Source organism: Pseudoalteromonas sp. SR43-7 (assembly GCF_014163785.1).
In the GTDB taxonomy this organism is placed as follows: domain Bacteria; phylum Pseudomonadota; class Gammaproteobacteria; order Enterobacterales; family Alteromonadaceae; genus Pseudoalteromonas; species Pseudoalteromonas distincta.
The window spans coordinates 1-24,380 of the sequence record NZ_JACJDY010000011.1; the positions used below are offsets into that span (position 1 = coordinate 1).

Consider the following 24,380-nt stretch of genomic DNA (forward strand, 5'->3'; position numbering starts at 1 on the left):
ATGCCGAACTCAGTAGTGAAACGAAACAGCGCCGATGATAGTGTAGCATTTGCTATGTGAAAGTAGGACATTACCAGGCTTCAAATTAAAGAAACCCGTTACAGCAATGTGACGGGTTTTTTGCTGTCTGGGATTTAGTAAATAGCCAAGAGCCCATGCCGAACTAAGTAGTGAAACAAAACAGCTCGAAGGCGAGCTCCGGCCAACGATAGTGTAGCATTTGCTATGTGACTTTCTACCGCTGTGGGCACTACGACATTCTACTGCGTAGCGCACCGACCTCACATTGTAGAGAGCCCGACTAGAAATGGTCGGGCTTTTTTACGTCTGCATAAAAGTAAAATGTGCGCAATTAACATATACTCATATCGCGACACAAAGATAGTGTAGCATTTCACTGTGGCTCTCCACCGTTGTGGGCACTACGACATTATCAGGCTTCAAATTGTAGAGACCCGTTACAGCAATGTGACGGGTTTTTTGCTGTCTGGGATTTAGTAAATAGCCAAGAGCCCATGCCGAACTAAGTAGTGAAACCAAACAGCTCGAAGGCTAGCCCCACGGAAGGCCGCCCCGACACAATGATAGTGTAGCATTTCACTGTGGCTCTCCACCGCTGTGGGCACTACTACATCCTATTGCGTAGCGCACAGGCTTCAAATTGTAGAGAGCCCGACTAGAAATAGTCGGGCTTTTTTACATCTGCAGAAAAGTCAAATATGGGCAATTAATATACACTCATACCAACACCATCGAGTAGGGCGGCAAAATAGATCACTTAATTAAGCTAATTGGTATAAAAATAAAATTGTGAACTACCGAATTTACGTTTTCGGTTTGTGTAAGCAGTTGTTTAGGTGAAGTATTAAACAGAATTTATAAATTAGTTTGATTAGTTCATTATAACTCGTTAACTAACCACAGACTTAGCTTGTTTATGAGGGCAATGAATACTAATATGATTTCATGATCTTATAACTAAATCTATTGGCTTAGTTGTTTTAAAATTACTACCAATAATGATTGTGAGCTGTAACTTAAATGCCTTATGAAACATTTGTAGATGACTCTGCATCGCTAGTTGAATTTACCCGAGTTTACTTAGCTATTTTTTATACTTTTGTTGCCGGATTTTATACATTTAGAATTATTTATAAAAATCGAAATACACCATCAGGCGTTATTTATCCCGGTGATAAATTTTGTACTAGTTGGTGGAACCATATGGTTTTTAAATTTTTCAGGGCTGCTATTTGGTTTGTATGTGTAATTAGAGTGTTTGTACCTGAGTTAGATAGCTATCTTGGGCTATTCCCAATACTCAATGGCTGGCCAGGCGTATTATTTGGCGATGTATTATTGACCGCAGGCTTTATTTTAACGATGTTTGTACATTTTCATATGGCAGCCCTTTGGCGTTCAGGAATTGATCCTAAGGGACCACATGAACTTAAAACATCAGGATTATATGAATACTCTAGGAATCCGATGTATTTAGGCGTTGTAGCTGCACAGGTGGGGTTCTTTTTAGCCTTACCTAGTATATTTAGTTTGACCTGTTTAGTTATTGGTTTTACAGCTATATATAGACAAACATTAGTTGAGGAGGCTCATTTAGCCCATCGTTTTTCTACAGAATATAAAGAGTATAAACAACTAGTCCCTCGCTGGTTATAGCTTGGGATTGAGCTTTAAATACATGGATTTTTAAGGCAAGAGTAAAGAAGTGTTCTGTATTGGCTGCTAAAATCTAGCACGATAGACATAAATCAGATCACTTTTTTTTGTTTTATACCAATTCGCTTAATTAAGTGATCTATTTTGAGGATGGAAAACGTGTTGATAGCTAGGCAAAAAAATTGCTATTTAGTTGTTCTCGGCAATTGCTCCTGCATTGCTCTACCTTCTGCATCCATGCAGTCGTAAATGAGAATTTTTTAACACAGGTAGCGACCCGTTTAGCCCCGCAAAATGATTAAGTATTATTGCGGATTGGTATTATATACTTTTCCATAAACTCTTGTTTAGTAATTGCCTTTGAAAAAATGTAGCCTTGAATATAATCACAAGCAAGCTGCTTTAATAGGTCATACTGTTTTTGTGTCTCAACTCCTTCAGCAACCACCATTACGTCTAGATTGTGAGCCATAGTGATAATAGCTTTCACGAGAGCAATACTATTATCGTTTGATTCTATATCGTTGATAAATGAGCGATCTATTTTTAAAATATCTATATCTAAGCGTTGTAAATACGCCAAAGAAGAATAACCAACACCAAAGTCGTCAATCGCAATATCTATATTAATAGTGCTTAAGCGTTTTAATTGTCGTTGTATTGACGAGTCGGGATCCATTAAAGTATTTTCAGTGACTTCAATTAAAATTGTGTTTGCAGGTAGTTGATACTTTTTACTTGCTACAATCCATTCATCCACCCAGCAACCAGCACGGTCAATTTCAAGAGGTGATGTATTCACACTGACTTGAATTGCCTTTTCACTTAAAACATTGAATTGGACAGTATCTTGAATTGCTTGAGATTTTACCCATTGGCCGATATCGTTTATTAATCCGTTTTTTTCAGCGACAGGTATAAATTCATTTGGCCCTATTAGGCCTCGTTCAGGGTGATTCCAACGAATTAGAGCTTCAGCTTTTGGTACTGATTTCCCGTCAATTGAAAATATAGGTTGGTAAAATAATTCAAATTGGTTTTTAACAATTGCAGTGCGTATCTCCTCTATTAGACGACGCTTTTCTGTGGCTTTTTCTTCTATAGCATAAGAGAAAAATTCATACCGATTCCGCCCTTTATTTTTAGATAAATACATTGCTTGGTCAGCGCGTCTAACGAGCTCTTCTACTGTTAAACCATCAGCAGGGAAAAATGTTAAACCTATGCTTGCAGTAACATAGACTGTCTCTTTTTTTACTTTAATGCTCTGCATTAAGCTGCTTTTTACAGCTTCGGCAATTTTTGATGCTTCATCCGGGCTATTTACACCCTCTAAAATTAATGTAAATTCGTCACCACCTAAACGTGCGACTGTATCTTTAGTCGTTATACAACTTTGCAGTCTTGTGGCTACTTGGTGTAAGAGTAAATCACCGTAGTCGTGACCTAGGCTGTCATTTACTTCTTTAAAGCCATCCAAATCTATGAATATAAGGGCGAACTTCATTCCCTTAATACTTACTAAGCTTTGTAGTTTTTCGTAAAAATAACGCCTGTTCGGTAAGTCGGTTAATCCATCTTGGTAGGCATATTGTTGCAACTGAATATTCGCATTTTCAAGTTCATTAGTACGCAGTCTAACTTGGTTTTCTAATGAATTTTCTCTTTGCTCAATGTTGTATAACATTGCATTAAAACAAGAGGTTAATTGTCCTACTTCATCTTGTGATAGCTGTTTAGCGCGTAAGCTATAATCGTGTGATGTAGTTATTTTATTTGCTGTTTGAGCTAGATATAAAATAGGGTTTAAAAAGCGACGCCTTAATAAAAGAGATAAAATTAGGCTGATGGCAAAGGTGAATACCATCAAAATCATTATAAATTTAAAGTAAAAAGTAATTCTGTCTTGAATGTAGCTGTTGTTAGCGCGTATTTTTAATATACCGTAATCATGCATATCGAGCTGAAGGGGTGTACTTACTTCAATACTTTGCTCCATATCTTCATCTTCGGATTGCGCAATAACAAGTTCCTCACCAGTCATACTTGTTACCATTATACTAATAACATCTGATCGTATAAGTATTGGGTTTATAAGCTCTTGCACTGCATCTAAATCATCAAACATAAGTGCTGTAGTTATATTCGGTGAAAGCATTTTTGACAGAGAGCCCAAGCTTTCTATTTGTTCCTCTTTAGCGCTAGTGATTTCATAAGCACTAAATACAATGGTTACTGTCGCGGTTGATACAAGTGCAACACTCATTAAGATTAATAGTAATTTTTTGCTCATCGTATTTAATGCAAATAGTTTTTTCATTGCACTACCTATCTACAACGCGGGCAAGACGTAGCACTTTTGAGCTCATAGTAATGCCTGCATCTTTAAGCTGTTTCGGAGCAATTTCAAAGCGAATTTTACCACTGGAAAGAAAAAACCTAATATGACCGCCATTTTCAATAAATGTGTCTGTTTCACCAATGAGCATAACGTTTTTCAGCTCTAAAGGTGTTACGTTTTGCCATTCGATAAATGTATCAGAGGTAATAAATAGCATGTTACACGCCGAGGTTGTTACTTCATCAAGAGTGATTAATTTATTGTATAGAGGTAAGTTTTTTATAGTGCGACTTTTTAAAGCGTTGTTAGCCGCATCAATAAAGTATTTATCAGGGCTACAAATAATAAATTCATTAAGAGATTCTACATGATAATCCCAGTGTCCAAAACGTGCAAAGTTATATAAGAAGCCTGCTTTTAGCATGTATTCTTTTTCAACAGCACAAACGCTGGCACTAAGAAGTGTCAACGTTATTAAGCTACTGTGAATTAAACTTCTTAATTTAATCATCTAATTAACTTAGAAATTTGCTGAAATTGTAAATGTAATACATTCATCAATATAGTTTGGTAATGTATAGGTTTCGCGCGTATTATTGTACTCAATATGTGAACCTGCAAAGAGGTTTTTACCCGAAATTGCAGTAGACCACACAGGTGTTGCTTGCCAATTCCAACTAACATCTAACGTTGTGTAATTATCAGTGTTATATGCATTTGAGTTTATTGCGCGCAATGTCGCAAACACATTATGGTTGGTTAAAAAAGAATAATCGGCTTTTGCAAATAACTGCCTGTTTTTAGAGTCATAGCCGATTGCGGGCTCTACTCGAGGAGGTAAATCGTAGTTATAATCGGTGTAACTATAACCAAACTCAGTATTGAGATTATCAACAGGTTGCCATGATACGACTAGGTCGAACCCTTTAGTGGTCGTGTCTGCTACAGATGCAAAGTCTAAATCTATGCGAGTCATTGTTAGTTCTTGATATACTTCTGGGATTCTCCCTGCTAGAAATAATTCAAGTATAGGAGTGAATTGTTCAGCATGCGTATTCATATCAATAACCGCTACGTTATTAGCATCGGTATAATAAGTAGAAAGATCCAATGACCAATCGTTAGCAGTAAAACGGTAGCCTAATTCATAAGATAGATAGTTTTCTGATTTAACTTTGTCGTTACCATTTAGGTAGGTTGCAATTCGGTATTCGTCTATTTGTCCAAAGCCAGAGCTTAAACCGGTAAGATCTTTAATTTCTGTACCATTAACTTTAAAGTTGTCGTTAAATTCAATCAATGTTGGTGTACGTACACTTCGCGATATAGCACCCCAAGTAAGGTGGTTATCTACTGGTTTGTATATAAGTCTTGCTGACGGTTGATTTTCCCAGCCAGTTAAATCGTTATGATCAAGCTTAGTACCAATAATAAAATCGAGTGTATCAGGCGTCACATTGTATTGAGCTTGAACAAGTGCACCAAACTGTTTGAGGTTATCAAAGTTTTTATCGCTATCTAAAAATACACTTTCTGCGAAAGAGATAGAGTTATACCGGTAGTTTAATCCCCAATCTAGCTGTAGAGATTGGTATATGAAGTTCATTTGATAATCAATATCTATCGATTCAAAATCTTCTTTAATATAATCTTGAGAACCATTTTGTTTCAGCCAAGAAATTTGTAGCATTTGATTGGCATCGGGCGACACTCTGTTTTCAAGGCGCGCCATTATGCGTGAGTCTGTTCGCTTTAAATCATCTGAGAATGAAATGTTTTCGTTGGTTTCATCTATAACACCTCGGTAGTTTTGACCAAGTGTTGAGTGAGTAACGTCCCCCTGAAGTAGCGCAGACCACTCATCATTAGGGGTAAAGTCAGCCCGAAAACCTAAAGAATTTTGTTTAGTTGTATCGTTAGGTGCGAGTAAGATCCCTTTTTTTGATTCATTCGCATCTTTTACATGACCATACACACGGTAGCTGCCTATGTTACTTATATCACCACCGTAACGAAGATTTGCATCAACATTTATTTGATTACCAGTTGTTACGTTTGCGTATCCACCGCGAGTATCAATACTGTTTTTAGTAATGATATTAATTACGCCATTATTTGCGTTACTACCCCAAAGTAATCCGCCTTGTCCGCGTATTACTTCAATGCGTTCAATGTCATACAAAGGAACGTTGAGTGTTTCCCAATAAACTGCAGCAAATTTTGGGGTATATAAGCTTTGTCCGTCAATCATAACCAATAGTTTGCTAGAAAATCGAGAAGCAATACCTCTTGATGAAATAGCCCATTGATTGTTATCGAGCTGACGTACAATTAAACCAGGCACCATTTTCAGTGCATCAGGTACTGATGTAGCACCAGAGTTAGTAATTTGTTCTTTACTTAATACATAAATAGATGAAGCGGTATCAAATGCTGATTGCGCTCTTTTCATCGCAGAAGTTGCTTGTACATCCATGCCCATTAAAGCATCAAGATCGAGGTCTTCATCTTCAAACGGCTCGGCCGTTAGGAGAGGGCAAACAAAAAGTAATGGCCAAAACAAACGTTGTGATATTTTCACCCAAAAGTCTCCTGCGCAATCAAAAAATCAAAAAATCAAAAACAGTCTTTGTTTTTGCAATACATGTGATATCACACAATATTAACATACATTAACAGTGTAAAAGCATAAGTGAGATTAAATCAAGGTAGCTAATTTTGTAGTAGTTAAAAGGTCTAATTTCGCCCAATTGAACTGTAAAAATATAGTTAAATGAACTTTATAAGTATATTTATTAAAGAGTCAGTAAAATGTAAATAACTGATAAATATATGTTTATATACAACTTAAAATTTAGTCTATTTCAGAATAACTTCAAAGTATTTACGGTTATTAAATATTTAATCTTAACTATTTCGTATCATGCTTCTCAAAGTAATATTAATTATATGGGCACAATTTATACCTAGCCCTGTGTTATCTGCGATTGTGGTTTAATTATCTTTGCTTTTGTTAAAGCTATATAGAATACTTAAATTTGCTTGGTTTTGCTTTGAAGGCACCAAAGTATGATAAAAAATGAATTAATTAATGTAGAAGCAGTACTCGATTTAATGCTTGATGCCGTTTGTGTGGTAGATAAACAAGGCACATTTGTTTTTGTAAGCGCAGCATTTGAGCAAATTTTTGGTTATACGGCCGACGAAGTTGTAGGCAAAAAGATGATTAACTATGTTTACGAAGGTGATCATTACAAAACGCATAACGCCGTAACTTCGCTATTGTCTGGCGAAACGGTAAACCCTCGCTTCGAAAACCGCTGGATGAGAAAAGATGGTCAAATAGTCCATATATTATGGTCTGTTCGTTGGTCAGAGCAACATCAAGTAAGAATTGCAGTTGCGCACGATATAACTGAGCGAAAAGTAATGGAAGAGCAGCTCTATTACATGGCTCGGCACGATGTGTTAACTGGTTTGCCTAATCGCTCTTTATTGATGGAGCGATTTGAAAAAGTAATTATTAGTGCAACTACAAACAACACATTTTTTTCTTTACTGTTTATAGACATAAATGGCTTTAAAGCAGTAAACGACACTCACGGACACGAAACTGGCGATAAGCTTTTATGTGCTATAGCAAAAAGGCTCTCAGCGTCGGTTAGGCATTACGACACAGTAGGGCGTTTAGGCGGAGACGAATTTTTAATTATTTTAGATAACTTAAGTTCTAGCCACGAAACCGTCAGAATAAAAAGTAAAGTCCTCACTGAGTTTAAAGCTGTCTTTAAGTTAGATGATGTACTACTAAATATTTCCCCCAGTATTGGCATTGCAAACTACCCAGAGCACGGCCAAACAGATCACGAACTTATAAAATATGCTGATCAAGCTATGTACAAAAATAAACAACAAGGGTTAGATAACGTAACCTATTTACCTTAAAAAACCATGCTGAACTACCACCTTAGACAACTCATCATCACAACGCCCTTAACTACAATACATTACTTAGCGCCACATTTTTAATAGCGGTTTTCCAGCGCTGCGTTAAAAAATCTATAAATGCTCTTACAGCAGTTTGTGGTAGTTTCTCGATAAATAAACTGCACAAGTTATGCCTGGTTGATAATGAAGGCAATTACCGTATCGGCAGTAATACATTTTTTACTAATGATGCAGGCGAAAGCAAGGTATCTGTCACTGATTATACAACCGCAATGGTTGATGAAGCGCAAAATGCGGCGCACGTTAGTAACCATATTAGTATTGCCTACTATATGGTTACTAATCAAAAGCGTTTGATTATTTAGATATAACAATACTGGCTCACAAGGCTAAAATAATTTAATCTGAGCGTATTAATTTTTATTAAATTATTTGCCTTATGAGCCTTCTTTTTTCTCTGGCGTTAGCAAGCCTTCCCTATTTACCTGAGCCTGTAGCAAATAATGCAGTGGCTAAAGTTATTGTTAAAAATCAGCCCTACTTTTTAAGCTTTATGGGGCTGGGGCGCGATAAACAACACTCGTCAGTGCATAACAAAGTGTGGGCGCTTAAAGTTGGCGATTCACAGTGGCAATCTAAAACTGGTGTGCCTTCAAGCTTGCCATTAAAAGGGCGCTTAGCAAGCACCGCAGTCGGTTTAGGCGAGTACGCTTATGTGTTTGGCGGCTATACGGTAGCAGAGGATCATACTGAAGTTTCAAGCCCCGACGTATATAGGTACGACGTAATAAAAGATACCTACACTCATCTTGCGAGTATGCCAGTACCCGTAGACGATAGCGTCGCGCTGAGCTACAAAGCGCGTTACATTTATCTAATAAGCGGTTGGCATAACGACGGCAACGTAAACTTAGTACAAGTATACGACACGCAAAATAATACATGGCAACAAGCCTCGCCATTTTTAGGTGAGCCTGTATTTGGCCAAGCCGCTGCTATTAGTGGTAACACCATTGTTATTTGTGATGGCGTTAAAACACAAGCTAATTCTGATTCGCGTCGCTCGTTTGCAGGTGTAGCACAGTGCTTAAAGGGCACAATAGATTCAACTAATCCACAAAAAATAGATTGGCGTACCTTGCCACATCCAACGGGTAGCGCTCACTATCGAATGGCAGCCACCAGCTATAATGGCAATATTTATATGATGGCAGGCTCTAATAACCCATATAACTACAGCGCAATAGGTTACGACGGCAAACCTGCACCAGCAAGTGATCATGTTTGGCGCTTTAGTGGTGATAAAAACGAATGGCAGATTTTATCCCCAGTTGAAGTAAAGAGCATGGATCATCGTGGTTTACTTGAGCACAGTGGGGTTTTATATCGAATTGGCGGCATTGATAACAGTCAGCAAGTAAGCGCTAACGTACTCGGTTACGAGGTTGAAAAGTGAACACTCTTTACATTACAGGAGCGGGAGTCAGCGCAGCCAGTGGTATTCCGACCTTTAGAGGGGAGGATGGTTATTGGACCATTGGCAGTAAAAATTATACGCCTATGGAAATGGCAACGCGCGCAATGTACCAAAACGCCCCAAAAGAGTTTTTAGCATGGTATTACCATCGCTTTGCAACGTATCGCAACCATGGCCCAAACGACGTACACCATTGGCTAAGTGACAAAAACCTAATTACTCAAAACATAGATGGGCTTGATGGCAAAGCGGGTAACAAAAATTACATAGCGATACACGGCAGGCTTGATCAAATGACCTTATTTCATGAGCAAGGTGAGCCTGTCACGCCACTTGCCACCCCGTGGGATAGTGTAGACGAAAGCCGCCTGCAAGAGTCTCTTTTTGAGCTATTTAATATTCAAAACCAAACGCCTGAGCTAAACCATTCATTTAAGCCCTTTGTTTTATTATTTGACGAATACTACACCGAGCTTTACAGAATAACGCAAGCACAACAGCGTATGCTCAACGCCGATAAAATTGTATTTATGGGTACCTCTTTTAGCGTCAATATTACGCAAATGGCAATTGAAATAGCCCGAAATTACGACATTCCTGTTGAAGTGGTTGACCCTGAACCTGCACATATTTTGCACGCTAACGTCACATATAAAAAAATGAATGCATTAGATTACATTCAATCTAATTAATAAGTGCTATATTTTAAAGGGGTTGGTAATGTTTTCTTAAATATTACAATCTCTTTATATAATATTAACGAGTCAAAAATGTTATTATTATCCTGATTATAACAATACTAAAGAGATCTGAATGAGCGACTTAACTGCAATAGCAAACTTGTCCATTTTACTTGTAGAGCCTTCAGAGGTTCAGCAAAAAATAATAATAAAATCGCTTTTAGAAAGTGGTGTAAAACAAGTTGAAACTGCATCTACACAAACACAAGCGCTTAGCTTATTAGCAAGTTATCACCCTGATCTAGTTATAAGCTCTATGTATTTATCTGACGGGACAGCCGACTCACTATTGCAAGAAATAAGATCAAACCCTATCACCGAGCATCAACCTTTTATGCTTATATCGAGCGAGCGTAATAAAAAATACCTTGAGCAATTACGCCAATCGGGTGTGCTGGCTATTTTGCCTAAGCCTTTTAGCGCAAAAGCCATTACCCGCGCACTCAAAGCAACCCTCGATATTATAAGCGAAGAAGAAGTAGAACTTGATCATTTTGACGTAACGTTGCTGCGAGTTTTAGTGGTAGACGACAGCCGCTTTGCGCGTAAACACATAATACGTGTACTTGCGGGGATGGGAATACCTTCACCAATAGAAGCTGAAAATGGTAAAGAAGCTATTGAGCACTTGAATAACCAACCGTTTGACTTAATAGTAACCGACTACAACATGCCAGAAATGGACGGGCGAGAACTAACAGAAGCCGTTAGAAGCTCAAATAGCTACTCACATATTCCTATTTTAATGGTGAGCTCAGAGGCAAACGACACTCACCTAGCTAATATTGCTCAAGCGGGAGTTGATGCTATTTGTGATAAACCGTTTGAACCAGCCACAGTGCGAGAATTACTGTATAAAATAATGTCTTAAAAGTAAGTACAAGCGTAGGTCGGTTATTATTTGGCCTACGCTCATCTTTAAAATACATTTACTATTACAGTTTTCCTAATCTATAAATGAGTAATGCCGTTTTTTTAATGCTTTTATCAAGGCTGGTTAAATCGGCTGTTTCGTTTTTAGTGTGCGCACCGCTGCCCATCAAGCCTAAACCATCAAGTGCCATATCAACATGATTTGCCGCAAACGAAATATCAGCCGCGCCTGCATTACGTGGATTAGCGGCTACTACTTTGTTGAAGCCTAAATCGTGGCTTGCGTCGCTGTATAATTCTAATAGCTTTTTATTGCCATCAGTTAATGCCATTGGCGGATAACCGTCTTCAAAAATAAGTTCTGCTTTACTGCCATCTAAGTTTTTAGCCACAATTTGTAGCATAACCCTTTTAGCGCTTTCTACCTGCTTTGGCGAAAGTGCGCGTAAATCACCTGCAACATGCACGGTTTGTGCTATTACATTACTTTTACCAAATGCCGTTGCTGACGAATTAGCACTGTCGTAGTCGGCATTGGTACCGCCCACAATAAGCCCAGGGTTAAATGTTAAGTTAGGTTGCGTGGCAAGTTGCTCTCTCAAATCATTTAAAATGCGTGATGCCTCGTAAATAGCGCCATAACCAACGCTGTCGCTAAATATTTGTGACGAATGCGCTGCATTTGCCGTTACGTTTAGCGTCCAGCCGGTATAGCCACGGCGCGCCGCCATAGCGGTTTTTATATTGTTATCGCCATTTTCATAGCCAAGCGCTACGTCAGCCCAAATAGCTGCATCAACAATAGCTTGTTTAGATAAGCTAAGCGGGCGACCGCTGCTTTCTTCGTCGCCAGTCAGCAATACTTTTATGCTTACATTTTCGAGTAAATTAAGGGCCTGTAAGCTTTTAAGAGCGGTAATTATTATAGTGTTACCGCCTTTCATATCGGCAACGCCTGGGCCACTGGCTGTATCGGCATCAAGCTGTTTATAAGTTGTAAAGTTATCGTTTTTGGCAAATACCGTATCTAGATGGCCGATCATCAGTATTTTTATTGAATCGGGGTTTTTACTCTCATGGGTTGCCAGTACATGCCCTGCGCGGTTAAACGCACTGCCATCCAGCCATTCTACTTTAAAACCAATGGCCTTAAGTTGCTCGCTTGTCAGCGCGCCTACTTTTTTTACACCTTCAATATTAAGCGAACCACTATTAATATTTACGGCTTGCTCTATTTCTTTAAGTGCTTGGGGAGTATTTTTATCGACCTGTTTTACTATTTCACGCTCGTTTTTATCAAGCGCCGCATGGCTTGTAAGCGGTAGGGTACTAGCAAGGGTTAAAATAAGTGCATGGCTAAATTTTAAAAATGACATAACAGCATAATAAGTGAGAAATAAGAATATTTAATATGAAGTAAAAATACACAGGATTCAATAGGGAGGAGAGTTGAAAAAGCTGGTTTATTATATGAAGTATGTTGTACCTTAGGCTTTAACTAGTTGGTTATATCAAATTATAACCTTACACTCATTTTATAATTATTCGTTAATACGTACAGCGCTTTTATCGAGTTTTATTTGGTATTTATGGACAGAAAAAAATTAGATGCTTGGCAAAAAGCACCTGTAAAAATAGTTAGTGAAGCAATTTATCATGCGGAAAAGCAGAACGAAGAAGATAATTTAATATCCTTTTTATTGCTAGATGTTGGTGCTGAAATGCTACTTAAAACTTATCTAGGGTTACCAAAACATATTACGGGGTCAATAACTCCCGAAGATGAAAGATATAATATTATCCGTAAAGGCTTTCACGGTGTTATTGAGGGAGTTAAAAATAGTAGGCAGGGTATTAGTGCTAAAGAGCTTGCTAGAGTCGAGTTTTTCCATGGTTTAAGGAATAAGCTTTATCATCAAGGAAATGGTTTAACAGTTCAGCGAAGTCATCTTGATGAATATATAGCTATTATTAAATCACTTTTTAAGCAGCTCTTAAAGGTCGATATTGATGAACAACTCTCAAGTACTACTTTAACAAAAGATGAGGCAGAGCGCATAGCTGAGTTGAGAGAGGAGATTGATAGCTTATTAGAGTTATCACAAACTAAGAGTAATACCCTGAAAACACTGTGCAGCTTAATTGTTGAAAAAATCGCATCACAACTGCTTTTACCTTCATTTGCTAGAGAGTTTGAAGTCCTGCGAGACAGAGCTTATAGCGAAGAAGGCTTTAGTATAAGTAAAGGTGAGGTGACTTCTTATAAAACTTTACCCAATGATACCAGCATGCGCATGGAAATTTTAGGTTGGTTTGAAGAGCTTATTATGCCCATTATTAAAACCTCTCCTTACTTTGATACCTTACAAAAAAAGATAAAAGTTGGTAATAAACTCCACATAGATTCATTGTCCAGCCACTTAGGTATAAAAAACGTAGAAGTAGTAAGGCATGAAGTACCTGTTATATTGAGTATTATTTTTGACGATTTTTTTAACTTAGATGACTTTTATTTTAATATTGTTGAAATTATTGTATTTGGTGATATTGATTTTCAATGGCAGTGGAACTTTATGTGTTTTACCCTAAAAGATATTTACCCAATGCAATATAATGAGTCTGAGTTGGAATATTGGATATCTACATTGGATACATGTAATTCACAAAATAGAAAGCTAGATGACTTTATTAAGCAGGCTAATTATTGGTTAGAAAACTACGATAGACTTAAGTGATCAAGTATCGTAGTTTTTACTTAGGTAGATTAAGAGTAAAAGCTATCAGGCTTTAATAGTTATTAAACCTGATAGCTTAAGCTCTCCAGCCAACGTTTAATTAGTCGGTATTAAATAGATTTCGAGCAGGCTGTTACGCTAGTTTGCTTCAGTAGTAAAGAATACTACGTCGGCTATATCTTATGGGGCGGGTCTATAAATTAGGCTGACACCCATCTTTATTACTACGAAAACCATAAATTAAAACAGAGAGGCAAGTGCAGTTTATAAATAACAAAGCACGTAAAAAACTAAGTTATGCCAGCAATATGGAAGTAAAAATAGATCGTCAGTAGTTCGACGGCAATTGTACTGCTTTGTTCATTATATAGAAGGGCTGTATACACGATGCATTGAGAAGGGGAAGCCCTTTTAACCTAAATAAAAGCGACTTAAACACCCGTAACTCCTTCCATAATGCCAATTAAAACAATATCAAAAGACTTTTTTTATATGCTGCGCAAAAGTACAGTAATAGATTGAACCAAAATAGGAACTCAGCTATGGTTTGTATGTCAACAAAAACAAATAAAAAACGAGTTATTCTAAAGGCTCGTTATGTTTCATTTTAACTATACGAGTATATTAAATGGATATAGATATACGATTAAAAGAACTAAAGAAGCAAATAGAAAAAAATAAAAAACCTCGATCGGAGTCTGTGAGAACAATACTATCTTGGTTTAATACAAAAAGACGCGGAATTCATGTTAATGCAATGATGGAGAGAGCATTTTCTCAGAACCACCTAAATACAACACCTTCTTTATCTGAACCATGGATTGATGGAGCTGTTGAGATTTCTCTGTCAGCGAAAGGAAAAGAAACCAGAACAGATTATGACTCTATGACTGCTCGTTTAGTTCATCTTGATGCAGCAAATCAGACACCACTTTATGTTAAACCTGAAAGCCCTATAAAGGAAGCTATAGCAAAAATGCTTGCTAACGATTACTCACAACTTCCTGTAATGAAAAATGATAGAGAAGTAATCGGGTTTATCAGTTGGCAGACTATTGGTGAAGCACAGGCATTAGGTGAAAAATGCGATCTCGTTTCTCACTGTTATAAAAGTGGAGTACAGATTCTTGAGGCTACAACGCCACTAACAGATGCAATTGATCAGATTATCAAGCATGATTTTATTATGGTTAGGGAACGTACAAAATTAATTCAAGGCCCTGTGACTACAACAGATCTGTCAATTCAGTATCATAAAACAGCGAAGCCATTTTTGTTAATTGGACAGATAGAGGCTGCGATTAGAAAAATTTTAGATTCATTAGCCTCTGTGGAGCTATTAAAAGCATCAAAACATGGTGATGATGTGAGAAATGTTGAGAAGCCAGAAGATCTCAATTTCTCAGAATATAAAACAGTACTCTCCAATGATATTTTGTGGACGAAACTTGATATTAACCTCTGTAAGTCCGAAGTATTAAAAACTCTTGAAAAAGTTAGAATTGCACGAAATGATGTTATGCACTTTCATCCTGATGACGAATCAGATGAGAGTATTGTTACTCTACAAAATGCGGCCACCTTTTTTGATAAGCTAGCTAAAGTCGCCATAAAAAAGTGTCAAATATAAAGCTAAAAAGTTCTTTAGAGCGCTAATACTTTTCTTTCCCTCTATGAGCATCTAGCCAATATTTAGCATAAAAAAACATCAGGTTTAACACCATTAGCATTAAACCTGATAGTCAAAATCTACCAAGCTACATTTAATTAGTTGGCATTAAATAAATTTCTCGTACGCTGTTGCGCTGGTTTGCTTCAATGGCAAACAGTACGGCGTCGGCTACATCTTGTGGGTCGAGTTTGTCGGGTTTAGCTTCATCAAAAAACGGGGTGTTTACCATGCCTGGTGCTATGGTTGTGCATCGGCCGTTCCATTCGCTCATTTCCTCTGCTAAGTTTTGTCCAAAGCCATAAGCAAACCATTTAGTTGCACCGTAAATAGAGCCACCAATTGGCTTACGGCCAGCGGCAGAGCTGGTTAATATAAAGTGACCTTTGTTTTGGCGTAAATGCGGCAGTGTTAGTTTTGCAGTCCACAGTAGGGCTTTAATGTTTATATCAATCATAGTTGACCACTCATCGGGGTCGCCTTTTTCGGTGCCAGCGGTTGAAACACCCATGCCTGCGTTAGCAAAGGCTACGTCTAATCGGCCAAACTTTTCAATGCCTTTGGTAACTACGTTTTCAAGCGCAGTAAAGTCGGTTGCATCTGCGGCTACGCTCAGTGCGTTATCTGAGCCTAGTTCGGCAACAAGTTGGTTAAGTTGCTCTTCTCTACGGGCGGTTAATATAACTTTATGACCGTTGTTTACTAAGGTTTTTGCCGTTGCTTCACCAATGCCACTAGAAGCGCCGGTTATGAGTACTATTTTTTCTTTTGCCATATATAACCTCTTTAATGAACGTTAAAAACTTAAAATCACCATAACAATAAACGATTAACCTACATTGAATAGTCACTATAAATTAGCGATAAATAGCTGTGTTTTGTACTTCAATCATCATGTTTTTTAGGCCGTTATTAAAATTGAAATAAGTGATTAAAAAAAGATAGGTTTAAATTTTTTATTCTATATACTCGCGCCACTTCTTTTGAAGTCGGTTGTATTAGATTTAACCATTATTTTGCTGAGTTTCAGCAATATTTATCGGAACAAACATGAAAGATAAACTTTTAGCGTTTTGGCAAAGCCATTCAGAAACAATCATCACTTTAGGTTACAAAGTGATTTTAGCGTTGGTGATTTTAATTGCGAGTGCCCTAATTGCACGCTCGGTTAAAAAAGCGATTAAAAACTCTAAATCGCCATTAAAAAAAGTGGATAGTACGCTGCTTCCTCTTTTATCGAGTATTGCTGGTTATTTAGTTTATATAATTGGTGGGCTATTTATTTTAGATATTTTTGGCGTTAATACGGCAAGCTTAATTGCGCTAATGGGTGCTGCTGGTTTAGCGATTGGTTTAGCCCTTAAAAATACGCTGAGCAATATTGCTGCGGGTATTATGCTGCTAATACTCAGACCTTTTAAAATAGGTGATTTTGTTGATGCCAGTGGCACGCTTGGTACTGTGAGTGAAATAAACCTATTTACCACTATTTTTAAAACCACCGACGGTCTTTATATAGCATCGCCTAACGGCAAAGTGTGGGGTGGCAATATTAAAAACTTTACCCGTAATGGCAAAAGACGAATGGACATAGTGGTGGGTATTTCGTATGCCGACTCTATTGACGTTGGCTTAAATGTACTCAAAGAATTAGCGGCATCAGAGAGCCGGTTACTCGCAGAGCCTGCACCTAAAGTAATGGTGACATCAATAGGCGAAAGCGCAGTGAACATTCAATTACGTGCGTGGGCTGTTAATGGTGATTATTGGCAAACTGTGTGGGATTTAAATAAACGTGTTAAAGAAGCTATTGAAGGCGCAGGGCTGAGTATTCCGTTTCCGCAGCGTACGCTGCATATATCTGAGTCGATGGCGTCGGCAATAACTGTTAACAAAGATGCTTAAGTATGTATTAACATAAACACAAATAAAAATAGCGAGCCTTGGCTCGCTATTTTCGTATAAGCCTTTGTGTAGGCTGAGGTATTAACCTTCTAATTGAAAGTCGTACACTGAGCCTAAATTTAGTAGCTGCGTTAGCTCATCAAGTGCTTGGTAGCTTTCGGTGAGTAGGGCTGAGTCTGCAAAGTCACTTGCGCCTAATTTGTCGCGGTAGTTACGTTTTGCCCAGTCACACAGTTGTGTGTATTTAGTATCAGTTAAAATAACCTCTGGGTTTACTGCAGCAAGTTCTTGCTCGTTAAGGGCTACACGTAAACGCAAGCAAGCAGGGCCGCCGCCATTTTGCATACTTTGGCGTAAATCAAAAAACTGTACTTGGTTTACTGGGTTATCAGCCATAATCATTTCTTCAATGTAGGCGTTAACCGCGACGTTGCGTTTACATTCTTGTGGTGCAACTAACAGCATTGAACCATCTTCAAGGCTCACAAGTTGGCTATTAAATAAGTAACTACTTACAGCGTCGGTAATGCTTACTTTATCGGTAGGTACTTCAATAATGTAAAATTCTTTATTGCCCACATATGCTTCGCGAATATCTTGAAGTGCCAAAGCTTGGTTTAAAAATGCTTGCTGGTGGCACAGTAATACGTTGGCGTTACCTACAGCAATTACATCGTTATGAAACACGCCTTGGTCTATTACGTCTGGATTTTGCTGTAGTAAAATTTGGCTTGAATCTTTTAAGTTATGTAAGCGACAAATAGCTTCTGAGGCTTCGAGTGTTTGCCTTGCAGGAAATTTAGCTGGTTTTGGTAATTGGCTGTTAAACGCGCTGGCACCAAATACAAACATTTCAAGGCCTTGCTCGCCGTGGCTGTCACAAAAACGAGTATGGTTTGCTGCACCTTCGTCGCCAAAAAAGCCTTGGTCTGGCAAATGGGTATGGTGCGCAAAGTATTTGTCGTTGTTAAACATCGCTTTTAATAAGCGTGTAGTGGTTGCAGGCTCTAATGAACGATGAAACTTATTATTTAAATTAGCTGAAGTAAAATGTACTTTGCCGTCGGTTGTATCTGGAGATGGCGATACCGTAGCGGCATTTGCTGTCCACATTGCAGACGCTGAATAACACGCGCGTAATAAAATAGGATCTGCTTTAAATGCTTTGTGAATTACTTGTGCATCATTACCGGTAAAGCCTAAGCGGCGCAGTACGTTTAAGTCGGGGCGCGCATGAGGGGCAAATACACCTTGAGTTAGGCCTTTGTCGTGCATGGCTTTCATCTTTTCAAGGCCTTGAAGCACAGCCTCTTGAGGATTTGAAAAGCTTGCTGCGTTATTTAACGAGGCAACATTACCATACGATAAACCAGCGTAGTTGTGAGTAGGGCCAACTAAGCCATCAAAATTAACTTCCAAAGCGTGCATACACGTTCCAACTAAAAATTTTCAATAGGATGCAACAATACAACGCAATAGGGCTGCTTGCAAAGTTATAAACGCAGTGTTTTTACTAATTTTTTCGATGTTTTTAAATGTGGAGTTTATTACAAGGGGGTTGTTTTAATATTGACCGATTAATTTGAAGTTTAATTAAAATGTACACATAAATTTCATAGTGTGCAAAAGCTTAGCCTAAAGTAGGTTTATACATTTAAGCTTTATGCCAAGCCTTTACACAATACGATGCTACTTAACATAGGCGCGTTCTTTATCAGCGGTAGTGCGGGTATTTGTTGGATCATTAACTTGCCAAACGCTAATGTCTAAACGCCATAAAAGGTAAAGGGTATGGTATAAGTTGAACATGGTTTTTCCTTGGTATTTTCACTGAACACATCAGTTTATAGAAAGAAGTATGCCAACATTAACTTGAATATTTTATGAATAGAAATCAGGTGTTTAGTATTTAAGTGTAAATACGTACTAAAGCATTAGCACCAAAGAGGTGAAGTATTTTTAAAATATGCACCAGTGTGGTGTGTTTTTAACAAAAAGCCCTGCAACTATTGGGTCACTTAAATGTGCAAGGCTTTTTAAAAAATGTAGTCACTTAAAAAGTAAATTAGCGGCCTACTTTTCCTTTTACTAAAGGCTCGAACGACATTACTTTAAACTTACCGTGGCTTTGATTTTTGCCATTATTAAGTACAGGCGAATTATGTAAATCGTCAACGGTAAAGTATATTTTATGATCGGCTCCGTAACTAAAACCATCAGGCCAGCTCAAACGTTCGTCTTTAAATAATACTTCGTAGTCGCCAGTAGGTTTAACTACGCCAATTGCGCCATTGGTTATGTCGGTTACATATACGTTACCGCCGCCATCAACAATAATACCGTCTGAAATTGGCTTAGTGCCGTAACGCGTAACTTTGTCTTCAAGCGCTTTAGCCGAAAGACTCTCGTTATTTATATCGCTGGTGGCAATGCGGTAAACCGACGTGCCCGACATTGAGCCAAAGTAAAGCCAGTCTTCGTTAGGGTCAAGCGTAATAGGGTTAACACCTAAGCGGGCAGGTTGGCCGCCAAGGCTCATTGTGCGCCCATCAATAACCATATCGATATTTTCGGCTGTGGTGTAATGGCTATTTTGTAATACTCTGCGTGTTACACCTGTTTTAAGGTTTACCGTAATAATAGCGGCTTGGCTGCCTTGTGCTGTGTCGGCAATGTATACAACGCCATGCTTATTATCGATGACTAAATCGTTTAAAAACGAGGTGTCGGTAATGGTCGGTTTAGCCAGATAAATAATTTTATGTAGTTGCTCTTTGTTTGTATCCCAACCTACTAAGCGCCCAGCGTGATCGGGCCCTGAAGTGTCAAGCATCCATAAAACGCCATCGCTTGATACGTTTATGCCAAGTACGTCGTAAAAACCTTTACCGTTATTGTACGCGTATGCCCATTCTTCATTAGGGTAGGGCTTAGTTGTACCATCGCTTAAAAGCTCCATAATTTTTTGCTTTTGGCCAAAAAAGCCATGCACAGATAAAAACTTTCTGCCCGATGGGGTAATAGCAATGTTGCCCGGAGGGTGCTGCGCATCAAATGTGGCTACTGTTTTTAAATCAGCATTTTGGCCAGCGGTGTTAGCAGTTACAGTGTTGCTACCTAAAAGTGCCGTGCTACACGCCGCTGCTAATAGTAGTTTTTTAATATGAGTCATTTTTAAAACCTTTTAAAACACGTTTATTGTTTAAAAATTAAGAGCCTAATCGGCTAAGTCGTTTACTACTAAATCAAGCAGCTGCATCAACTGTTTCGCTTGTGTTGCATCTACACTATCAAATTTACATAAAATATTTTTAGGAATATCGGCTGCTTTTAACTTAAGTGATTGGCCATGCTTGGTTAGCTGCACTAGGCGTTTGCGTTTGTCGTGCTCATCTTTAATAACAGCCAGTAATGATTTTTCGCTCATTTTTTTGAGTATTTGAGTCATTGCACCGCCATCTATCGCGGTTTTATCTATTAGCTCTGCAATTGTTATTTCGTCTTGCTCCCACAGCGCCATCATTACTACGTATTGTGGGTAAGTTAAATTTAGCTCGTTTAGAGGCTCGCGATACGCACGCGCAATGCTGTTAGATGCCATATATAACCGATGACATAACTGATTTTTTAACTTTAATTGCTCAAACGGCATAACGTTATCCTTTATTTCGATATATAGCATTTTAATTTGCATACAAAGTATTTGCAATCTCTAATTACTTGTTCTATTATTTTGCACACAAACTAAATTAATTACTAAACTTTGGAGTTCATTATGAATGTATTACAAAACGTAGCTTACACAGCAAAAGCAACTGCAACTGGTGGCCGTGAAGGCGTAGCTAAATCTGATGATGGTCGTTTAGATGTAAAGCTATCAACACCTAAAGGTTTAGGCGGAGACGACGGACAAGGCACTAACCCAGAGCAATTATTTGCCGCAGGTTATGCAGCATGTTTTATTGGCGCACTAAAATTTGTAGCAGGTAGTGAAAAAATAGACTTACCAAGCGACACGCATATTGACTCACAGGTATCTATTGGCGCGATTGAAGGCGGTTTTGGTATTGCAGTAAAACTTGCTGTATCACTAGGTGATATGGATAAAGCTGCAGCGCAGGAGCTTGTAGATAAAGCGCACCAAGTATGTCCATATTCAAACGCAACACGTGGCAATATTGAAGTAGAGCTTTCAGTTATTTAATTAATTGCTAAGTTAACTAATACTGTAATAGCCCAGTGGTTTTGCCACTGGGCTTTTTTGTGCGTGGAGTTTAATAAAAAAAGCCGTTAAATAAACATACAAAAAATCATATATTCACTATTCCATATATTCTGTTTTTGTTTTATTGTATGTGCAATAAAACTGCGAGGACAATATGGAACAATTCAACCCACTTCAATTTTATAAATGCCTAGCGGACGATACGCGTTTAAAAGCAATGCTGCTCATTAGCGACCAAGAAGAGCTATGTGTATGCGAACTGGTTGCTGCACTTGAGCTAAGCCAGCCTAAAGTGTCTCGCCATTTAGCACAGTTAAGACAATGCGGACTGTTGAGCGACCGTAAACAAAATCAATGGGTTTATTACAGTATTAATAAAGCCCTACCAGAGTGGGCTAAAAATGTATTAACGCAAACGCTTACTGCCAACCCTTCATTTTATGAAAACGATTTAACGCGCTTAAATGTTATGGGTAATCGCCCTGAACGTATTACTAGCTGCTGTAACTAACTTATTAAAGGTATTTAATTATGACTATTAAAGTAGGTATTAACGGTTTTGGCCGTATGGGACGTTTAACTCTGCGTGCAGCAGTTGATTGGCCAGAAATAGAGTTTATTAAAGTAAATGATGTAGCGGGTGATGCTAAAACCCACGCACATTTAATTGAGTTTGACTCAGTACATGGGCGCTTAGCACAACAGGTTTCTAGTGATGATAATAGCTTTAGTGTGGGTAAACACAAGATTGCAGTTACTAACAACAAAACCATAAACGAAACTGATTGGTCTGATTGCGATGTAGTAATAGAAGCCAGCGGTAAAATGAAAACCACAGAGCTGTTAAATCAATATTTAGCACAAGGCGTTAAGCGTGTTGTGGTAACCGCACCTGTAAAAGAAGACGGTATTTTAAATGTAGTAATGGGTGTAAACGATAACCTATATAACCCAAGTGAGCATAAAATTGTTACTGCCGCTTCTTGCACAACTAATTGTTTAGCGCCCATTGTAAAAGTACTGCAAGAAAAAGTGGGCATTAAACATGGCTCAATGACCACTATTCACGACATTACCAATACCCAAACGATTATTGATGCTCCCCTTAAAGATTTACGCCGTGCGCGTTCGTGCGGTACAAGTTTAATACCTACTACAACCGGTAGTGCAACAGCTATTACGCATATTTTCCCTGAGCTAAAAGGTAAATTAAACGGCCACGCCGTGCGCGTACCCCTTACTAACGCATCAATTACCGATTGTGTTTTTGAGCTCGAGCGAGGTGTTACACAAGACGAAGTAAACACGTGGTTTAAAGACGCTGCAAATAACGAGCTACAAGGTATTTTAGGCTACGAAGAAAGACCGCTTGTATCTATAGATTACAAAACGGATCCGCGCAGCTGCACTATTGATGCGCTTTCAACCATGGTAATTAACAACACTCAACTTAAACTATACGCTTGGTACGATAACGAGTGGGGTTATGCAAACCGTACTGCTGAGCTAATGCTTAAAGTTGCACAAAGTGATTTGGTTTAATCTCGTTTAAAAAAGGTTTAACGCTATGTTTGCGCTGTTGGCTGATTTACCGAGCTCTATAAAACAATATTTAATAATTACTGGTAACTATTGGGCATTTACTTTAACTGATGGCGCGCTACGCATGTTGGTGGTGCTGTATTTTCATCAGTTAGGTTATGGCGCATTTGCGATAGCCATGTTGTTTTTGTTTTATGAAATTTTTGGGGTGATCACCAATTTAGTAGGTGGTTGGCTTGGCGCACATTTAGGGTTAAATAAAACCATGAATGTAGGGCTTGGGCTACAACTTGTCGCTTTAGCCATGCTTTGTGTGCCAGGAGATTGGTTAACCGTTGCCTATGTTATGGCAGCGCAAGCACTGAGTGGCATAGCTAAAGACTTAAATAAAATGAGCGCAAAGAGCGCCATTAAGTACTTAGTACCACAAGACGATGCAGGGCAAAGCCAATTATATAAATGGATTGCCATACTTACCGGCTCTAAAAATGCTTTAAAAGGGGTGGGCTTTTTTTTAGGCGGCTTATTACTAACTGTATTTGGTTTTGTGGGAGCATTAATAAGTCTAATTATTTTACTTAGTATTGCGTGGGTTATTAGTTTAATTTTTTTAAAAGGCGATATTGGTAAAGCTAAAAACAAACCTAAGTTTAAAGAATTATTTTCTAAATCGCGGGCAATTAACTTACTTAGCGTAGCGCGTTTATGCTTGTTTGCAGCGCGCGATGTATGGTTTGTAGTTGCACTACCTGTTTACTTAGCCGCTCAGTTTAACTGGGATCATTGGTGGGTCAGCGGTTTTATGGCTTTGTGGGTAATTGCTTATGGGTTGGTGCAATCGCAAGCACCGCGGATAACCGGGCAAGGCGATTCAACTTCACATTCAGTCAAAAAAGCATACTGGTGGGTTGCTTTATTAAGTGGTGTAACTGGCATTTTGGCGTTTTTGATGCAATTGGAGATAGCGGTACATTTTACGCTTGTAATAGGCTTACTTATTTTTGGTGGAGTATTTGCTGTAAATTCATCGCTGCATAGTTACTTAATAGTAAGTTTTGCTAAAAATGATGGGGTGTCACTCGACGTTGGCTTTTATTATATGGCCAATGCGATAGGGCGTTTGCTTGGTACGGTGCTTTCTGGTTGGGTTTTTCAAGTATATGGGCTTAGTGCGTGTTTATGGGTAAGTGTGTGTTTATTAGTTTTAGCCGCAATTACAACAGCACGGTTAGCTAAACTTTAAAAAAC

General features: G+C 38.4%; 20 protein-coding genes. 12 read left to right on the top strand and 8 right to left on the bottom strand.

Annotated elements, in window-relative coordinates; all coding sequences use genetic code 11:
* Nucleotides 1-1,041: 1,041 nt before the first annotated feature.
* Complete coding sequence (locus H5087_RS09880; RefSeq protein ID WP_182671906.1) at nucleotides 1,042-1,677, top strand: isoprenylcysteine carboxylmethyltransferase family protein; 636 nt, start codon at nucleotides 1,042-1,044, stop codon at nucleotides 1,675-1,677.
* Between the two features lie 298 nt (nucleotides 1,678-1,975).
* Here H5087_RS09880 and H5087_RS09885 read toward each other — a convergent pair whose 3' ends face one another.
* The 3 genes from H5087_RS09885 to H5087_RS09895 are packed head-to-tail and all read right to left on the bottom strand — an operon-like array spanning nucleotide 1,976 to nucleotide 6,599.
* Nucleotides 1,976-3,997, bottom strand: coding sequence for a bifunctional diguanylate cyclase/phosphodiesterase (locus H5087_RS09885; protein ID WP_182671907.1), 2,022 nt, complete (start codon nucleotides 3,995-3,997; stop codon nucleotides 1,976-1,978).
* Nucleotides 3,998-4,001: 4 nt separating this feature from the next.
* On the bottom strand, nucleotides 4,002-4,529 hold the full coding sequence (locus tag H5087_RS09890; protein WP_182671908.1) for a YfiR family protein: 528 nt from the start codon (nucleotides 4,527-4,529) through the stop codon (nucleotides 4,002-4,004).
* A 9-nt stretch (nucleotides 4,530-4,538) separates the two neighbouring features.
* On the bottom strand, nucleotides 4,539-6,599 hold the full coding sequence (locus H5087_RS09895; RefSeq protein WP_182671909.1) for a TonB-dependent receptor domain-containing protein: 2,061 nt from the start codon (nucleotides 6,597-6,599) through the stop codon (nucleotides 4,539-4,541).
* A gap of 488 nt (nucleotides 6,600-7,087) precedes the next feature.
* Here H5087_RS09895 and H5087_RS09900 point away from each other — a divergent pair, with 488 nt between their 5' ends.
* From H5087_RS09900 to H5087_RS09915, 4 genes are all read left to right on the top strand, one after another.
* A complete protein-coding gene (locus H5087_RS09900; RefSeq protein WP_182671910.1) occupies nucleotides 7,088-7,963 on the top strand; it encodes a diguanylate cyclase domain-containing protein in 876 nt (291 codons plus the stop codon).
* Between the two features lie 442 nt (nucleotides 7,964-8,405).
* The gene (locus H5087_RS09905) at nucleotides 8,406-9,422 is read left to right on the top strand and encodes a kelch repeat-containing protein (RefSeq protein ID WP_182671911.1); all 1,017 of its coding nucleotides are present in this window, start codon (nucleotides 8,406-8,408) and stop codon (nucleotides 9,420-9,422) included.
* A complete protein-coding gene (locus tag H5087_RS09910; RefSeq protein ID WP_024597449.1) occupies nucleotides 9,419-10,135 on the top strand; it encodes a Sir2 family NAD-dependent protein deacetylase in 717 nt (238 codons plus the stop codon). Before H5087_RS09905 ends, H5087_RS09910 begins: the two co-directional genes overlap by 4 nt.
* A 121-nt stretch (nucleotides 10,136-10,256) precedes the next feature.
* Nucleotides 10,257-11,054 carry a response regulator gene (locus H5087_RS09915; RefSeq protein ID WP_182671912.1) on the top strand — a complete coding sequence of 266 codons (798 nt, stop codon included), beginning with the start codon at nucleotides 10,257-10,259 and terminating at the stop codon, nucleotides 11,052-11,054.
* A gap of 64 nt (nucleotides 11,055-11,118) precedes the next feature.
* Here H5087_RS09915 and H5087_RS09920 read toward each other — a convergent pair whose 3' ends face one another.
* Entirely contained in the window at nucleotides 11,119-12,432 is a 1,314-nt protein-coding gene (locus tag H5087_RS09920; protein WP_182671913.1) for a M20/M25/M40 family metallo-hydrolase, read from the bottom strand.
* 213 nt (nucleotides 12,433-12,645) lie between these two features.
* On the opposite strand from H5087_RS09920, the gene H5087_RS09925 reads away from it, so the two are divergent.
* Nucleotides 12,646-13,791, top strand: a complete 1,146-nt coding sequence (locus H5087_RS09925) for a hypothetical protein (RefSeq protein WP_182671914.1) — start codon at nucleotides 12,646-12,648, stop codon at nucleotides 13,789-13,791.
* Nucleotides 13,792-14,419: 628 nt separating this feature from the next.
* Complete coding sequence (locus H5087_RS09930; protein ID WP_182671915.1) at nucleotides 14,420-15,421, top strand: CBS domain-containing protein; 1,002 nt, start codon at nucleotides 14,420-14,422, stop codon at nucleotides 15,419-15,421.
* Nucleotides 15,422-15,554: 133 nt separating this feature from the next.
* Here H5087_RS09930 and H5087_RS09935 read toward each other — a convergent pair whose 3' ends face one another.
* Nucleotides 15,555-16,235 (bottom strand): SDR family oxidoreductase, encoded by a 681-nt coding sequence (locus H5087_RS09935; protein ID WP_024591546.1) that lies wholly within the window; start codon nucleotides 16,233-16,235, stop codon nucleotides 15,555-15,557.
* A gap of 275 nt (nucleotides 16,236-16,510) precedes the next feature.
* Here H5087_RS09935 and H5087_RS09940 point away from each other — a divergent pair, with 275 nt between their 5' ends.
* Complete coding sequence (locus H5087_RS09940; protein ID WP_182671916.1) at nucleotides 16,511-17,365, top strand: mechanosensitive ion channel family protein; 855 nt, start codon at nucleotides 16,511-16,513, stop codon at nucleotides 17,363-17,365.
* Between the two features lie 81 nt (nucleotides 17,366-17,446).
* On the opposite strand, the gene astB is transcribed toward H5087_RS09940, so the two are convergent.
* From astB to H5087_RS09955, 3 genes are all read right to left on the bottom strand, one after another.
* The gene (gene astB / locus H5087_RS09945) at nucleotides 17,447-18,793 is read right to left on the bottom strand and encodes an N-succinylarginine dihydrolase (RefSeq protein WP_039486553.1); all 1,347 of its coding nucleotides are present in this window, start codon (nucleotides 18,791-18,793) and stop codon (nucleotides 17,447-17,449) included.
* Nucleotides 18,794-19,430: 637 nt separating this feature from the next.
* Complete coding sequence (locus H5087_RS09950) at nucleotides 19,431-20,537, bottom strand: L-dopachrome tautomerase-related protein (protein ID WP_182671917.1); 1,107 nt, start codon at nucleotides 20,535-20,537, stop codon at nucleotides 19,431-19,433.
* A gap of 45 nt (nucleotides 20,538-20,582) precedes the next feature.
* A complete protein-coding gene (locus H5087_RS09955; RefSeq protein WP_182671918.1) occupies nucleotides 20,583-21,017 on the bottom strand; it encodes a MarR family winged helix-turn-helix transcriptional regulator in 435 nt (144 codons plus the stop codon).
* Nucleotides 21,018-21,140: 123 nt separating this feature from the next.
* On the opposite strand from H5087_RS09955, the gene H5087_RS09960 reads away from it, so the two are divergent.
* The 4 genes from H5087_RS09960 (at nucleotide 21,141) to arsJ (ending at nucleotide 24,375) form a co-directional block, all read left to right on the top strand.
* Nucleotides 21,141-21,569, top strand: a complete 429-nt coding sequence (locus tag H5087_RS09960) for an organic hydroperoxide resistance protein (RefSeq protein ID WP_149593264.1) — start codon at nucleotides 21,141-21,143, stop codon at nucleotides 21,567-21,569.
* A gap of 175 nt (nucleotides 21,570-21,744) precedes the next feature.
* Entirely contained in the window at nucleotides 21,745-22,101 is a 357-nt protein-coding gene (locus H5087_RS09965) for a metalloregulator ArsR/SmtB family transcription factor (protein ID WP_096794284.1), read from the top strand.
* A gap of 20 nt (nucleotides 22,102-22,121) precedes the next feature.
* Nucleotides 22,122-23,132: an ArsJ-associated glyceraldehyde-3-phosphate dehydrogenase gene (locus H5087_RS09970; RefSeq protein ID WP_182671919.1), complete on the top strand. Its 1,011-nt coding sequence runs from the start codon at nucleotides 22,122-22,124 to the stop codon at nucleotides 23,130-23,132.
* Nucleotides 23,133-23,157: 25 nt separating this feature from the next.
* Nucleotides 23,158-24,375 carry an organoarsenical effux MFS transporter ArsJ gene (gene arsJ / locus H5087_RS09975; protein ID WP_182671920.1) on the top strand — a complete coding sequence of 406 codons (1,218 nt, stop codon included), beginning with the start codon at nucleotides 23,158-23,160 and terminating at the stop codon, nucleotides 24,373-24,375.
* Nucleotides 24,376-24,380 lie beyond the last annotated feature (5 nt).